The sequence below is a fragment of the Microcoleus sp. Pol7_A1 genome (assembly GCF_036701085.1).
GTDB lineage: Bacteria > Cyanobacteriota > Cyanobacteriia > Cyanobacteriales > Microcoleaceae > Microcoleus > Microcoleus asticus.
In genome coordinates this window covers 1-18,243 of sequence record NZ_JAUBQD010000051.1, presented here as the reverse complement: position 1 = coordinate 18,243, position 18,243 = coordinate 1, and the positions used below count along the sequence as shown (strand labels likewise).

3 protein-coding genes are annotated in these 18,243 nt (G+C 42.1%); all 3 read left to right on the top strand.

All coding sequences use genetic code 11. The features are described from left to right. The first annotated feature begins 21 nt into the window (after positions 1 to 21). The gene (locus tag QUA20_RS23720; protein WP_333191660.1) at positions 22 to 6,642 is read left to right on the top strand and encodes an AAA family ATPase; all 6,621 of its coding nucleotides are present in this window, start codon (positions 22 to 24) and stop codon (positions 6,640 to 6,642) included. Positions 6,643 to 6,707: 65 nt separating this feature from the next. Further along, positions 6,708 to 12,716, top strand: coding sequence for an AAA family ATPase (locus QUA20_RS23715; RefSeq protein ID WP_333191658.1), 6,009 nt, complete (start codon positions 6,708 to 6,710; stop codon positions 12,714 to 12,716). Positions 12,717 to 12,781: 65 nt separating this feature from the next. Further along, positions 12,782 to 18,243, top strand: a 5,462-nt coding sequence (locus QUA20_RS23710; RefSeq protein WP_333191656.1) for an AAA family ATPase, incomplete at its 3' end; no start/stop codon positions are given.

Sequence of the window (18,243 nt, the reverse complement as noted above, 5' to 3'; positions counted from 1 at the left end):
AATTATCAAACAACAATAACCATGAATAACTTTGACAAAAATAGCGACAATCCTACAAATGTTCAAATTCCCAACTATCAAATTATCTCCACAGTTTATTCAGGAAGTCGCACCTTGGTATATCGGGCTATCCGTACTTGTGACCAATTACCTGTGGTCATCAAACTCCTGAAAAACGACTATCCCACCTTTAGCGAACTCGTGCAGTTTCGCAATCAATACACCATTACCAAAAACCTTAATTCACCTAGTATCGTCCAAACCTACAGCCTGGAACCCTATGAAAATGGCTATGCGCTGGTAATGGAAGACTTTGGCGGGATTTCTCTTCAGGAATGGGCGATTAAAGGGAAGAACGCACTATCTTTGAGAGAGTTTTTGTCAATCGCGATCGCCCTCTGCAATACCTTAGAAATATTGTATCGCGAGCGCATCATTCACAAAGACATTAAACCCAGCAATATCTTAATTAATCCTGAAACAAAACAAGTCAAATTAATCGACTTCAGCATTGCATCCTTGTTACCGCGAGAAACCCAAACACTAATCAATCCCAATGTCTTAGAAGGAACACTAGCTTATATTTCCCCAGAACAAACAGGCCGAATGAATCGGGGGATTGACTATCGGACTGATTTTTATTCTTTAGGTGTCACTTTCTACGAATTACTGACAGAAAAATTGCCTTTTGAATCCAACGATCCAATGGAGTTAGTACATTCTCATATTGCCAAAGCCTCGCCCTTAGTGCATGAAATTAATTCCGAAATTCCCTCTGTACTATCAGAAATAGTCACAAAACTGATGGCAAAAAATGCAGAATCAAGATATCAGAGTGCGTTGGGTATCAAGTTTGATTTAGAAAATTGTTTAACTCAGTTACAAGTTACGGGTTCGATTGAAAGCTTTGAGATTGCACAGAGAGATGTATGCGATCGCTTCATTATTCCCGACAAACTATACGGACGAGAAGCCGAGGTATCAACTCTACTCCAAGCCTTTGAGCGAGTCAGTCAAGGAGCCACTGAAATGATGCTAGTCGCTGGTTTTTCGGGGATTGGAAAAACAGCAGTTGTCAACGAAGTGCATAAACCAATTGTTCGCCAACGCGGTTATTTTATCAAAGGAAAATTTGACCAATTTCAACGGAATATTCCCTTCAGTGCTTTTGTGCAAGCGTTCCGAGATTTAATGGGACAATTGTTAACCGAAAGCGATCCACAAATCCAGCACTGGAAAAACCAAATATTATCAGCAGTTGGAGAAAATGGTCAAGTAATTATTGAAGTCATCCCCGAACTAGAAACAATTATTGGTCAACAACCATCCGCACCAGAATTATCAGGAACAGCCGCCCAAAATCGCTTTAATTTATTGTTTCAAAAATTCACCCAAGTCTTTACCAGTGCTGAACATCCATTGGTGATGTTCTTAGATGATTTGCAATGGGCAGATTCAGCATCGCTGAAGTTAATGCAATTATTAATGGGTGATACAAGTCATCTTTTATTAATTGGTGCCTACCGCGATAACGAAGTCAATCCCGCACATCCATTAATGTTGACTTTGAGTGAGATTCAAAAAACACTCTTCACAATTAATACGATTACTTTAGCACCACTGAGTCAAGTCACAGTGACTCAATTAGTTGCTGATACCCTGAAATGCAGAAAAAATTTAGCTTTGCCTCTTTCTCAATTGGTATTTCAGAAAACCAAAGGAAATCCCTTTTTTGCTACACAGTTTCTCAAGGTATTACATCAAGAGCAACTGATTCAGTTCACCCCCCCAGCCCCCCCTTATCAAGGGGGGGCTACGGGGGGGTGGCAATGTGACATTGCACAAGTTAAGCAGCAAGCAGTTACGGATGATATTGTGGCTTTTATGGCATTGCAATTAGGAAAAATGCCTCCCTCAACTCAACAGGTATTGCAGTTAGCAGCTTGTATTGGGAATCAGTTTGATTTAGTAACTTTGGCAATTGTTTCGGAACACTCAGAGGTAGAAACGGCTTCTAATTTGTGGAGAGCACTGCAAGAAGGATTGATTTTACCAATTAGTAGTTCTTATAAATTTTATCATGGGGAAGAGCAGCAAGAATCGGCAGTGGAAAGTGAGAATAGCTCTAAACAAATAGCTAAATATAGCTTTTTACACGATCGCGTCCAACAAGCCGCCTATTCCCTAATTCCCGATCGCCAGAAAGCTTCAATCCATCTGAATATAGGTCAACTGCTGCTCGCTCGCACATCAGATATAGAACAGACCAACAAACTATTTGATATCGTCAATCACCTGAACAGGGGATTGAAATTGGTCCTTGAGCCCGCAGAACGAGAGAAAATTGCCCAGTTAAACGGACTCGCCGCCAAAAGAGCCAGGTCTGCAACCGCATATCAGTCTGCTATGACCTACGCAACTACGGGAATCACGCTGCTAAAGCCCGATTGTTGGCAAAGTCAGTATGAATTGGCTCTAATGTTGCATGAATTGGCGGCTGAAAATGCCTTTCTTGCTGGAGAACTCGAGCAAATGGAACATTGGGCCGAGATAGTGTTGCAAGAAGCGAAAACACTACTCGATCGGGTGAAAATCTACGAGATAGAGATTCAAAACCATATATTCCAGCATCAATTCTTGGATGCGCTCGCCTTGGCGAAACAAGTGCTAAGTCAATTGGGTATTCAATTACCCGATTGTCCTACTCAGGAAGATATCCAGCAGGGATTTCAGTATACGGTGAACCTGTTGGCAGGTAGACCGATCGAGGAGTTATTAAACCTGCCCCCCATGACGGCATCTGAACCCCTGGCAGCGATGAGAATTGCCGCCAGCGCTGCACCAGGCATTTATAATACAAATCCTTTGTTATATCCATTACTGATTTTTTCGCAGGTAAATGCCTCGATTCAACATGGCAACGCACCGTTCTCTGCCTTCTTTTATGTCAGCTATGGCCTGCTCTTGAATGGCATTTTAGAAGACATGGAAGCGGCAGAGCGGGCTGGCAAGCTAGCGTTAGCGGTAATCGAAAAACTCAATGCCAAGGAGGTTGAATGTAGAATCCGCGTCATATTGGGGGCATTTGTTCTGCATGGAACTACTCATTTGCAAATGTCAGTGCCAGTTCTACGGGAAAGCTACCAAATTGGATTAGATACCGGAGATTTGGAATTTGCGGGTTATGGCGCATTTCATAGCTGCAAAATTGCCTACTTCAGCAGTCAGGAACTCTTAACGCTGGAGCGAGATATCCACGTCTACAGTCAGATGCCGAAGAATCTCAAGCAGGTTCAGACGTTTAACTGCTTTCAAATACTCAGACAGGCGGTTTTAAAACTGTTGGGCAATGCTCACAATTCCCAGCTTTTGGTGGGCGATCTGTTCGACGAGGCGCAGTTCCTACCCCAGTTGTTGGCAGCCAACGATCTGATGGGGCTTCATTTCTTCTATCTGCATAAACTGATTCTTGGCTACCTGTTTGGTGAAACGGCGCAATCCCTGTCAGAGATTGCGACTGAGGGCAGACAGTATTTAGCAGCAGGGGCAGGTATTGTTACGGTGCCAATCTTTTACTTCTATGATTCTCTTGCTGCTTTAACTGGAGATTGTAGTGGGGATTCTGATTTGACCGATCGCTTGCAACGGGTAGCAGAAAATCAGACAAAGTTGCACAAGCGAGCGCACCATGCACCGATGAACTACTTGCACAAGTGGCATTTAGTGGAGGCAGAAAAATGTCGAGTGTTAGGTGAAAAAGCCTCAGCGATGGACTTGTACGATCGCGCCATTTCAGGAGCCAAAGAAAACGGTTATATCCAAGAAGAAGCACTTGCTAACGAACTGGCGGCAAAGTTCTACCTCGACTGGGGCAAAGAGCGCATTGCCCAAGAATACATCACCCAAGCCTACTACGGCTATGCTCGCTGGGGTGCTAAAGCTAAAGTTGCCGACTTGGAAAGGCGCTATCGGCAACTGCTGGCTCCCATATTACAGCAAACCCGTTCTCCCCTCTCCACTAATGAAACCATCTTCGCCTTGGGGAGTCTCACTTCCACAATTGGAGCAACTTGTAGCAGTAGCAGTGTCTCTGTCGCTTTAGATTTAACTGCAATTCTCAAAGCTTCTCAAACTATTTCAGGTGAAATCGAATTTGAAAAACTGCTTTCATCGTTACTTTCGATCCTCATCGAAAATGCGGGAGCCAATAAATGCGTGTTAATGCTGTTGCGAGACCAACGCTTGCTGATCGAAGGGTCAATTATTGCGGGGTTGGAACCAGTTGTGTTGCAACACCTTCCGATTGAAGAGTGCCAAGACATTCCCCACAGACTAATTTACAAAGTCAAGCACGAGCGGCGAACTGCTGTGCTGATTGATGCTAGTGCCGATCCGACTTTCGCTAACGATCCGTATATCATTCGTCAGCAGCCCAAAAGTATCTTGTGCAGCCCGATTTTACATCAAGGGAAGTTGCTGGGGGTGTTGTACCTAGAAAACAATTTAGCAAAAGGCGCGTTCACAAGCGATCGCGTCGAACTCCTCAATCTGTTATGCACTCAAGCCGCAATTTCCCTGGAAAATGCTCGTCTCTATCAGGAAGCCCAACAAATGCTGGCAGAACTGAGTGCCAGCAAAGCCCGCTTTCAGAAGCTGGCGGATAATGTGCCTGGGATGATTTTCCAGATCCGTCTGGATCTCGATGGTTCTGTTTCAATTCCCTACGTTAGTCCAGGCTGCGCCGATCTATATGAAGTACCACCTGAAGAGTTCTTGACAGGAATCAGAGACATTCGGATGCTGGAGTATCCCGACGATCGCCCAGCCATGACCCAGGCGTTCGTCCATTCTGCCCAGACTCTCATGCCATTTGAGCAGCAATGGCGTATTATTACGACCTCTGGCACTGTGAAATGGGTGCAGGCGGCATCACGACCAGAACGGCAAGCCGACGGTTCGATTATCTGGGATGGCATGATGATCGATATTAGCGATCGCACGCTTGCAGAGAAATCTCTCAGACTCACTCAGTTTGCCATCGATCGTTCCAGCGTGCCGGTCTGGTGGGTTAAACCGAGTGGACAGATTTCTTATGTTAATGATGCCGCCTGCCGCGATCTCGGCTATTCCCGAATCGAGATTTTGCAAAAACACGTTTGGGACTTCAACCCCGATCTTTCGTCAGAAGCTTGGAAAAAGCATTGGCAGGAGGTTAAAGAGCAGGGTTCCTGTGTCTTTGAAACTTACAATTTCAACAAATCAGGGCATTGCTATCCGGTAGAAGTAACAGTTAACTACCTTGAACTCGACGGCGAAGAGTACAACTGTACGTTTGTGAAAAATATTAGCGATCGCAAACTTGCAGAAGCACAACTCCGAGCATCTCAACAACGACTCCAGCTATTGGTTCAACAAACTCCACTAGCAGTGATAGAGTGGGATACCAATTTTCAGGTTACTGACTGGAACCTAGCAGCAGAAAGAATCTTTGGCTACACCAAGCAGGAAGCTTTGGGGCGTAAATTTACATTCATTATTCCTCAAAGCATTCAAGCAGAAATGGAGCTAGTTAGCATCGATATCATATCGCAGCAGGGCGGTAATTACAGTATCAATGAAAATGTTATCAAGGATGGCAAAACTATTATTTGTGCTTGGTATAACAATCCGCTTGTGAATGCCAAGGGCGAGTTAATTGGAGTTGTTTCCTTGGCAGATGATATTACCGATCGCCAACTAGCCGAAGCGGTCATCATTCAAAAATCTCAAGAATTAGAGCAAGCCTTATATGACTTGCAGCAAACCCAATTGCAAATGATTCAAAGTGAAAAAATGTCAGCATTGGGTAACTTAGTTGCTGGTGTCGCTCACGAAATCAATAACCCCGTTGGCTTCCTAACTGGCAATTTGAGTGAAGCCAAATCCACAGTTCAAGACTTAGTGGAGCATCTCAATCTCTATCGCGAGCGCGCACCAGAAACAAAGATTGCAGACCATGCCGAAGATATCGATTTAGATTATATCATCGAAGACTTGCCCAAAATGATTGATTCGATGCAATTGGGCTGCGATCGCATCAAAGGTATCAGCACTTCACTCCGCACGTTTTCTAGAGCTGACAAAGACTACAAAGTTGCTTTTAACATCCACGAGGGCATCGATAGCACGACCTTAATTCTCAAATATCGATTGAAAGCCAACGATGAGCGGCCTGCTATTGAAGTAGTGAAAAATTACGGCAATATTCCGGCGATCGAATGCTTCCCCGGACAGCTTAACCAGGTGTTTATGAACATTTTCGCCAATGCGATCGATGCGTTGGATGAATCAAATACTGGTCGAAGTTTTTCGGAAATTCAAGCAAATCCCAACCGCATTACAATTACAACTTCACTAGAAGATAACCAGGTGAAAGTTACCATTACTGATAATGGTATGGGGATGAGTGAATCAGTCAAAGAGAAAATCTTCGATCATTTGTTTACGACGAAAGCGGTAGGGAAAGGAACGGGATTAGGATTGGCGATAGCTCGTCAAATTATCGTCGAAAAACATGGCGGTTCCCTGAACGTCAACTCTATAATGGGAAAAGGAACAGAATTTATCATCACCTTCCCAACTAAATCCGAACAAACAAGTTAATTTTATGCCAGCATTCAGACTCATTTAACAACCACTAACTCATCAATTATCAAACAACAATAGCCATGAATAACTTTGACAAAAATAGCGACACTCCTACAAATGTTCAAATTCCCAACTATCAAATTATCTCCACAGTTTATTCAGGAAGTCGCACCTTGGTATATCGGGCTATCCGTACATCAGACCAATTACCTGTGGTCATCAAACTCCTGAAAAATGACTATCCCACCTTTAGCGAACTCGTGCAGTTTCGCAATCAATACACCATTACCAAAAACCTTAATTCACCTAGTATCGTCCAAACCTACAGCCTGGAACCCTATGAAAATGGCTATGCGCTGGTAATGGAAGACTTTGGCGGGATTTCTCTTCAGGAATGGGCGATTAAAGGGAAAAACGCACTATCTTTGAGGGAATTTTTAGAAATCGCGATCGCACTGTGCAATACCTTAGATATATTGTACCGCGAGCGCATCATTCACAAAGACATTAAACCCAGCAATATCTTAATTAATCCTGAAACCAAACAAGTCAAATTAATCGATTTTAGTATTGCATCTTTGCTACCGCGAGAAACCCAAACACTAATCAATCCCAATGTCTTAGAAGGCACTCTAGCTTATATTTCCCCAGAACAAACTGGTCGGATGAATCGGGGGATTGACTATCGGACTGATTTTTATTCTTTAGGCGTGACTTTCTACGAATTACTGACAGTCAAATTGCCTTTTGAATCCAATGACCCAATGGAGTTAGTACATTCTCATATTGCCAAAGCCTCGCCTTTAGTACATGAAATTAATTCTCAAATTCCCTTTGTACTATCACAAATAGTCACCAAACTGATGGCAAAAAATGCCGAATCCAGATATCAGAGCGCGTTGGGAATCAAGTTTGATTTAGAAAATTGTTTAACTCAGTTACAAGTTACGGGTTCAATTGAGAGCTTTGAAATTGCACAGAGGGATGTATGCGATCGCTTGATTATTCCCGACAAACTATATGGACGAGAAGCCGAGGTATCAACTCTACTCCAAGCCTTTGAGCGAGTCAGTCAAGGAGCCACAGAAATGATGCTAGTCGCTGGTTTTTCTGGAATTGGAAAAACAGCAGTTGTCAACGAAGTGCATAAACCTATTGTTCGCCAGCGCGGTTATTTTATCAAAGGCAAATTTGACCAATTTCAACGGAATATTCCCTTCAGCGCTTTTGTGCAAGCGTTCCGAGATTTAATGGGACAATTGTTAACCGAAAGCGATCCACAAATCCACCAATGGAAAAACCAAATATTATCAGCAGTTGGAGAAAATGGTCAAGTAATTATTGAAGTCATCCCCGAACTAGAAACAATTATTGGTCAACAACCATCCGCACCAGAATTATCAGGAACAGCCGCCCAAAATCGCTTTAATTTATTGTTTCAAAAATTCACCCAAGTCTTTACCAGTGCTGAACATCCATTGGTGATGTTCTTAGATGATTTGCAATGGGCAGATTCAGCATCGCTGAAGTTAATGCAATTATTAATGGGTGATACAAGTCATCTTTTATTAATTGGTGCCTACCGCGATAACGAAGTCAATCCCGCACATCCATTAATGTTGACTTTGAGTGAGATTCAAAAAACACTCTTCACAATTAATACGATTACTTTAGCACCACTGAGTCAAAACCAAGTGAATCAGTTAGTTGCTGATACACTGAAATGTACAGAAAGTGTGGCAGGGACTCTTTCTCAATTAGTCGATCAAAAAACTCAAGGAAATCCGTTTTTTGCTACACAGTTTCTCAAAGCATTGCATCAAGAAAAATTCATTAAATTTGATTGGGAGTTAGGATGTTGGCAATGTGACATTGCAGAGGTAAGTCAGCAAGCGGTTACAGATGACGTTGTAGCTTTTATGGGTTTTCAACTGCGAAAACTACCGCCATTAACTCAAAATATATTGCAGTTGGCTGCTTGTATTGGCAACCAGTTTGATTTAGCAACTTTGGCAATTGTTTCAGAAAAATCTGAAGTTGAGACGGCTGCTGATTTGTGGAAAGCATTACAAGAAGGGTTGATTTTACCTATTGGTAATGTTTATAAATTTTATGTTGGCCAAGAAAGTCAAGCAGTTGCTCAAGAAAATCAACAGACTGTTACATACAAATTTTTACACGATCGCGTCCAACAAGCTGCTTATTCACTGATTCCAGATGAGCAAAAGAAAACAACTCCTCATCGGATTGGTCAACAGTTACTAAAGAACACATCTGAGAGTGAACAAGAAGAACGAATTTTTGAGATTGTTAATCAGCTCAATGTCGCTGTCGAATTAATTGAACAGCCAACAGCACGAGAGGAATTAGCAAAGTTAAATTTAATCGCTGGGCGCAAAGCTAAACATTCCACTGCTTATAGTGCGGCAGTTAAATACTTTGCAGTTGGGCGCGATCTATTAGCAGGCGATCGCTGGCAAATTCAGTATAACCTGACACTAGCATTGTATGTAGAAGCAACGGAGGCAGCCTATCTCAATACCGATATAGATGAAATGGAAGCCCTTATAGAAGTGGTACTGCAACAGGCAAAAACAGCATTAGAGACAGTCAAAGTTTATGCTGTAAGAATTAGTGCGTACACTTCACAGGGTCAGCTACTCGCAGCCATCAACACTGGATTGACAATATTAAATAAATTTGAGATCGATCTGCCTGAATCAGCGGATTTAGAAGATGTTGCACGGGTGCGTCAAGAAACACAAGCTCTTCTAGGTAGCAAGAAACCTGGAGAGCTGCTAAATCTGCCAGAGATGACGAACCCTCAAATTTTGGCAGTGATGCAAATTCTCAATGAAATATCTGTCCCTGCTTATTTGACAAAACCAAATCTCAATTCATTGATAATCATGACGCAGATGAATCTATCAATGATTTATGGAAATGCACCTATTTCTGCATTAAGCTACTCTACCTACGGATTATTTCTTTGTGCTGTTGCTGGCGATATTGAGCAAGGCTATGAATTTGGTCAATTGGGTTTGAATTTATTATCTAAATTAAAAGAAAAAACAATTGAAGCCCGAGTGTTATTTGTTACCTCTACTTTTGTACTTCATTGGAAAGTTCATGTCAGAGAAACCTTAAAGCTGCTGCAAAATGCTTACTCCAGTGGTTGGGAAAGTGGAAATTTAATGGCCTTGGGCTACGCAGCTTATGCTTACGGCTTCCATGCCTATTTCATGGGTTGTGAGTTATCCGAGCTAGAACAAGAAATGACAGCCTATAGCAAGGCATTGTCACAGATTAATCAGCAAACACAGCTCAACTACAATGAACTTTATCGACAGTCAATTTTGAACTTACTAGGTCAAACGGCAAGTCCATTTGTGTTGATTGGTGAAGCAGATAAAGAACAGGAACTTTTAGCACGATATCAGCAGAAAGATGACAAAACAGGATTATGGCATTTCTTTTTGAATAAGTTAATTCTGTGTTATTTGTTTCAAGAATTTAAGCTAGCGCTTGAATATATCGAACGCGCAAAACATTATTTATCTGGCGGAAAAGGAATGTTTAATATTCCTGTGTTCTATTTTTATGCTTCTCTCACTGGGTTAAGTATTTTGCCTAACCATCCTAAAGCTGAGCAAGAAAATATCTTGCAACAAGTAGCAGCCAATCAGAAAAATCTGCAGAAATGGACAAGTCATAACCCAACGAATCATCTACACAAATTTTATCTAGTGGAGGCAGAACGACATCGAGTTCTTGGTGAATATTTAGAAGCAATGAATAATTATGACCTAGCCATTTCTCTTGCTAAAGAAAACAGCTACATCCAAGAAGAAGGACTGAGCAACGAACTCGCAGCCAAATTCTATCTCGACTGGGGTAAACAAAAAGTCGCCCAAGCATATATGCAAGAAGCATATTACTGCTACGCTCGTTGGGGAGCGAAAGCCAAAACCGATTGCTTAGCAAAATACTATCCCAAACTGTTGCAACCCATCCTGCAACAGCAAAGAATTCACCTCAACCCCCTAGAAACTATTGCCTTTCGTGAGACTATCTCATCTACTCATACGAATAGCACTAATAGCACCAATATTTACGATGTTCTAGATTTTACCTCTATCCTTAAAGCCTCTCAAGCTATCTCCTGTTCTCTGGAAATAGATCAACTCATTACCAGTCTCACTCGCATTATCCTAGAAAACTCTGGCGCGAAAAAATCTGCACTAATTCTTCCCCAAGGAGATATTTGGCAAGTTAGGGCAATTACCTTTATTAATCATGGCTCAAATTCTCATATTGAGATACAAACTATTCTTAATTCACAACCACTAGATACTTGTCAAGATCTTCCCACAACCATTATCAATTATGTCAAAAATACCAAACAAACAGTTGCAATAGATAACTTAAAAACAGATATTCCGGGTGTAATTGGGGAATATATGTACCGAACAAAACCCCGGAGTGTATTATGTACCCCGATTATTAATCAAGGACATTTGATAGGTATTATTTACTTAGAAAATAAACTGACTCAAGGAGTTTTTACTAAAGATCGCCTTAGCGTTATTAATCTCCTTTCTTCGCAAGCAGCAATATCTCTAGAAAATGCTCGGCTTTATCAAGAATCTCAAGACAACGCTCAACAGCTACAACAATCACTCAAACAACAGAAAACCTTGTTTAATGTTGTCAACCAGATGCGAAAGTCTTTAGACTTGGATGCTATTTTCTCTACAGTCACCCAAAATATTCGTCGCATTATTAATGCCGATAGGGTGGGAATTTATCAGTTTGATCGAGACATGAATTACGAATATGGTGAATTTATAGCCGAAGATGTACTACCAGCATTTCCTTCTGCTATAGCATTCAAAATTCAAGATCGTTGCTTTGGTGAAAACTATGCAAACCTTTATAAACAAGGACGCATTTGTACAATAACTGATTTACAAACAGAGGAAATGTTAGATTGTCATCGGGCAATTTTAGCGCAATTCCATGTGAGAGCCTCGTTAATTGTGCCAATTATGCAAGATGATGAACTTTGGGGATTGCTCTGCATTCACCAATGCGATCGCCCTCGTCACTGGCAACCGTCTGAGATTCAATTTGCCCAGCAAATTGCTGCACAAATGGGAGTTGCACTCAAGCAGATAGATCTATTAACTAAAACTCAAAAACAGGCAACCCAACTTGAACAAACACTTCAGCATCTCCAGCAAACCCAACTTCAGTTAGTTCAAAGTGAGAAAATGTCTGCTTTAGGTAATTTAGTTGCCGGGGTAGGACATGAAATGAATAATCCTTTGGGCTTTATTGCGGCTAGTCTCCAACAAGTTAAACCCACTATAGCAGATGTTATTGCCCACTTAAAACTATATCAAGCAAGTCAGCAAAATCTGAGTGATGAAATTAAAGACCACGCTGAAGAAATTGAATTGGATTATAGCTTAGAAGATTTGCCTAAGATAATTAATTCTATGACAATGGCGTGCGATCGCCTCTGCAAAATCAGCACTTCACTCCGCACTTTCTCCCGTGCTGATAAAGATTACAAAGTGCTATTTAATATTCACGACGGTATTGATAGTACGATTTTAATTTTGACACACCGCCTCAAAGCTAACAAACAATATCCCGCCATTGAAGTTGTTACCAACTACGGTAATTTACCTTCAGTAGAGTGTTTACCTGGGCAATTAAATCAGGTATTTATGAATATCCTGGCAAATGCGATTGATGCTTTAGATGAATCGAATATTGGGCGAAGTTTGGCAGAAATTCAAGCAAATCCAAACCGCATTACAATTACTACTTCAAGAGAAAATCATCAGGTCAAAATTGTCATTGCTGATAATGGCCAGGGGATGAATGAATCTGTCAAACAAAAAATATTTGACCATTTGTTTACTACGAAAGTTGTCGGTAAAGGTACGGGATTGGGATTGGCGATCGCACGTCAAATTATCGTCGAAAAACATGGCGGTTCGCTGAACGTCAACTCTATAATGGGAACTGGAACTGAATTTATCATCACCTTGCCAACTAAATCCGAACAAAAAAGTTAATTTTATGCCAGCATTCAGACTCATTTAACAACCACTGACTCATCAATTATCAAACAGCCACAGTCATGAATAGCTCTAACACAAAGAACAACAATCATCCAACTGTTCAAATTCCCAACTATCAAATTATCGAACCAGTTTATTCAGGAAGTCGCACCTTGGTATATCGGGCTATCCGTACCAAAGATCGACTACCTGTCGTCATCAAAATTCTGAAAAACGACTATCCTACCTTTAGCGAACTGGTACAGTTTCGCAATCAATATACCATTGCTAAAAACCTTTGTCAACCTGAAATCATCAAAACTTATAGTCTCGAACCCTATCGAAATGGCTATGCGTTAGTGATGGAAGACTTTGGGGGTATTTCGCTTCACGAATGGGCGATTAAAGGGAAGAACGCACTATCTTTGAGAGAGTTTTTGTCAATCGCGATCGCACTGTGCAATACCTTAGATATATTGTACCGCGAGCGCATCATTCACAAAGACATTAAACCCAGCAATATCTTAATTAATCCAGAAACCAAACAAGTCAAATTAATCGACTTCAGCATTGCTTCCTTGTTACCGCGAGAAACCCAAACACTAATCAATCCCAATGTGTTAGAAGGAACACTAGCTTATATTTCCCCAGAACAAACCGGCAGAATGAATCGGGGGATAGACTATCGAACAGACTTCTATTCCCTAGGCGTAACTTTCTACGAATTACTCACAAGAGAGTTACCTTTTCAATCAAACAATCCAATGGAATTGGTGCATTGCCATATTGCGAAAGCCTCGCCTTTAGTACATGAAATTAGTGATAAAATTCCCTCTGTACTATCAGAAATAGTCACCAAAATGATGGCAAAAAATGCCGAAGAAAGATATCAGAGTGCGTTGGGTATAAAGTTTGATTTAGAAAATTGTTTAACTCAGTTACAAGTTACGGGTTCGATTGAGAGCTTTGAGATTGCACAGAGGGATGTATGCGATCGCTTCCTCATCCCCGACAAACTCTATGGACGAGAAACCGAGGTAAAAACCCTACTCCAAGCCTTTGAGCGAGTCAGTCTGGGTGCAGCAGAAATGATGTTAGTAGCTGGGTTTTCTGGAATTGGAAAAACAGCAGTTGTCAACGAAGTGCATAAACCAATTGTGCGCCAGCGCGGTTATTTCATTAAAGGCAAATACGATCAATTTCAGCGCAACATTCCCTTCAGTGCTTTTGTGCAAGCGTTCCGAGATTTAATCGGGCAATTGTTAACCGAAAGCGAGGCTCAAATCCAAGAATGGAAAAATAAGATATTATCAGCAGTTGGAGAAAATGGACAAGTCATTATTGAAGTCATTCCCGAACTAGAAACAATTATCGGTCAGCAATCACCCGCACCAGAATTATCAGGAACAGCCGCCCAAAATCGCTTTAATTTATTGTTTCAAAAATTCACCCAAGTCTTTACCAGTGCTGAACATCCATTGGTGATGTTCTTAGATGATTTGCAATGGGCAGATTCAGCATCGCTGAAGTTAATGGAGCTATTAATGGCTGATACAAGTTATCTTTTATTAATTGGTGCCTACCGCGATAACGAAGTTAATCCAGCACATCCATTAATCTTGACCTTGAGTGAGATTCAAAAAAACCAAGCAACGATTAACACGATTACTTTAGCGCCATTGAGTCAAGTCAAAGTAAATCAATTAGTGGCTGACACACTGAAATGTCCAGAAACTTTGGCATTACCTCTTTCTCAATTAATCTCTCAAAAAACTCAAGGAAATCCGTTTTTCGCTACCCAGTTTCTCAAAGCATTACATCAAGATCGACTGATTCAATTCACGCCCCCAACCCCCCCTTACCAAGGGGGGGCTACAGGGGGGTGGCAATGTGACATTGCACAAGTGAATCAGCAAGCAGTTACAGATGACGTTGTGGCATTTATGGGTTTTCAATTGCGAAAACTACCGCTATCAACTCAACAGATATTGCAGTTAGCAGCTTGTATTGGCAATCAGTTTGATTTAGCAACTTTGGCAATTGTTGCAGAAAAATCAGAAATTGAAACGTCGGCGGATTTATGGAAAGCATTACAAGAAGGGTTGATTTTGCCGCTGAGCGATGTTTATAAGTTTTATCAGGGAGAAGAAAATGAGAGATTGGTAGTGTCAAATGAAAATACTACTAAACAAATAGCCAAATATAGATTTTTACATGACCGAGTACAGCAAGCAGCTTATTCCCTGATTCCCGATGAACAGAAAACAGCAACTCATCTCAAAATTGGCAGGTTACTTCAACAAAAATTATCCAAGTTAGAGCAAGAAGAAAAACTGTTTGATATTGTTGGACATTTAAACCAAGGAATTGAGTTAATTACTCAACCGCAACAACGAGAAGTCTTAGCTCAACTTAACTTAAAAGCGGGACAGAAAGCCAGAAATTCTACAGCATATAATGCGGCAAGAGTTTATTTGCAAACAGGGATTGACATACTGACAGCCAACTGCTGGCAAGATCAATATGAATTGACTCTGAACCTCTATATTGCTGCTACCGAAGCCGCTTATTTGAATGCCGATCTTGACAGCATGGAACAGATGGCAGCACTGGTGTTACAAGAAGCTCAAACAATTTTAGACAAAGTTAAAATTTACGAAATTCAAATCATGGCACTGACTGCCCAGAGTCAGATGTTAGAAGCTATTGCAGTGGCCAGAGATGCCTTGGGGCAATTAGGAGTTGAATTCCCGATTGCACCTGATGAAGCCAAAATTAGCCAAGTGCTACAGACCCTTGCAGGCCAACTAAGCAATAGACGGATTGAAGAACTAATCGATCTCCCGATCGTGAGCGATCCTCAGACTCAGGCCGCCATGCAAATGTTAGGAATGTTATTTGCACCTATTATCCAGGGAATGCCGGGATTACTGCCTATACTGAGCGCGACGATGGTGAGTTTATCCCTCCAGTTTGGGAATTCGCCTGCATCAACAGTGGGGTATGTGATTTATGGTCTGGTACTGTGCGGTTTTTTGGGAGAAGTGGAAACAGGCTATCGCTTTGGGCGATTGGCACTGAATTTGATTGACCGATTGAATGTGCGGGAATTCAAGAGCAAGGTTCTAGTTCTATTTGGGTCTTTTATCCAACATCGTCAGGAAGCTGTGAGGGCAACGATGCTGACGGGTAAAGATGGCTATGCGACTGGTATAGAAACTGGCGATTTTTTCAACGCTGGCTATAACATCGGCATTTACTTAAATGCCAAACTTTTTGGTGGGGTAGAACTAGACACTTGGGAACCTGAGATTGCAGTTTACAGGGGCGTTCTGGCAGAGGTAAAGCAATATTCTGCAAAGACTTATTTGGATATGAAACAGCAGGCGATACAGAACTTGAGGGAAACTCATATTCTGTCGGATTGCTTAATTGGTGATGCCTACGATGAAAGGGTGAGGATTCCTAAGCACCATCAGGACAACGATCTAACAGCGATCGCTCTTGCTTACTTCTACAAATTTTTCCTGGCCTACTTTTTTGGCAATTACACGGCTGCCCTAGACCATAGCGCTCAAGTCAAACAGCATTTAATGGCAATATCAGGCTTGATTTTTATTCCCTTTTTCCATTTCTATACAGCTCTGACGCATTTGGCACTCTTCCCCACGCAGCCAGAAATTGAGCAAGCCGAATTTCTCGCCTTGGTGGAAACCCATCAAACCACTTTGCATCAATGGGCGCAGAATGCTCCCATGAATCATCAGCATAAATGGTATTTAGTTGAGGCAGAAAAGTATCGGGTTTTAGGTAATAAAGCCGAAGCAATTGAACATTACGATCGCGCCATTTCAGGAGCCAAAGCCAACGAATACATCCAAGAAGAAGCACTAGCCAATGAACTAGCCGCCAAATTTTATCTCGACTGGGGTAAAGTACGCATTGCCCAGGAATACATGACGAACGCCTACTATGGCTATGCTCGTTGGGGCGCTAAAGCCAAAGTCGCCGACTTGGAGCGATGCTATCGGCAACTTCTCGCCCCCATCCTCCAGCAAACCCGTTCTCCCTTCTCCCCTCACGAAACTATCTTCTCATTGGGGAGTAGCTCCACCAGTTCTCACAGTTCCAGCAGTAGCAGCGTCTCTGTAGCTTTAGATTTAGCCGCCATTCTCAAAGCTTCCCAAACTATCTCAGGTGAAATCGAATTTGAAAAACTACTCTCGGCATTGCTGCATATTGTTATCGAAAATGCGGGGGCTGATAAATGCGTCTTCATGCTCTTGCGAGACAATCGCCTGTTGATCGAAGGGTCAATTATCGAGGGTGCGGAGCCAGTCGTGTTGCAGCGCCTTGCCATTGAGGAGAGTCAGGATATTCCCCTGAAGCTGATTTACAAAGTCAAGCACAACAGGCAAACCGCTGTGCTGCTGGATGCGACGGCCGATCCGACTTTAGCCAATGACCCGTATATCATTCGTCAGCAGCCGTATAGTATCTTGTGCAGCCCGATTTTGCATCAGGGCAAGTTGATGGGCATTTTATATCTAGAAAATAATTTAGCAAAAGGCGCTTTCACAAGCGATCGCGTCGAACTGCTCAATTTACTCTGCGCTCAAGCGGCTATTTCTTTGGAAAATGCCCGACTTTATAAACAGTCACAAACCTATTCCCAACAGCTAGAGCACTCGCTCGAAAACTTGAGTGCGAGCAACTCTCGCTTTGAGAAACTTGTAGATCGCGTTCCTGGCGTTGTTTATCAAGCCCGCTCGACTGCCGATGGGGTCAGATATATCACCTACGTCAGTGCCGAGTGTTACGACTTGTTTGAATTTACGCCAGAGCAAGCGATCGCTAATATGCAGTTTCTTATAGAATCGGTCCATCCAGAGGATGCTGCTAGTTACCAACAGTCCGTTACTGACTCGATACAAACCCTAACTGCTTTGGATTGGTCAGGGCGAATTGTGACACCATCGGGAATTCTCAAGTGGATTCACATCGAAACTCGCATCGAACAACAGGCGGATGGAACTTTGATTTGGGATGGATTGGTGTTAGATATTAGCGATCGCAAACGTGCCGAAGCCGCCATCATTCAAAAATCTCAAGAATTAGAGCAAGCCTTACAAAACTTGCAGCAAACCCAACTACAAATGATTCAAAGCGAAAAAATGTCAGCATTGGGAAACTTAGTTGCTGGCGTTGCTCATGAAATTAATAACCCCGTCGGCTTCCTAACTGGCAATATTACCCCTGCCTTAGATTACATTAAGGATTTGTTTGGATTGATCGATCTAGTGCAACAAAAATATCCTCAACTAGAGCCAGAGATTCAAGAGGAAATCGAAACCATTGAGCTGGACTACATCCGGGAAGACTTACCTCGGTTAGTTGAGTCGATGCGAGAAGGTGTGAAGCGGATTCAAGACATTAGCGTGAGTCTGCGGACCTTCTCGCGTGCTGATAGCGATCGCCCGGTTGCCTGCAATATCCACGAGGGCATTGACAGCACGATTATGATCCTCAAACATCGCCTCAA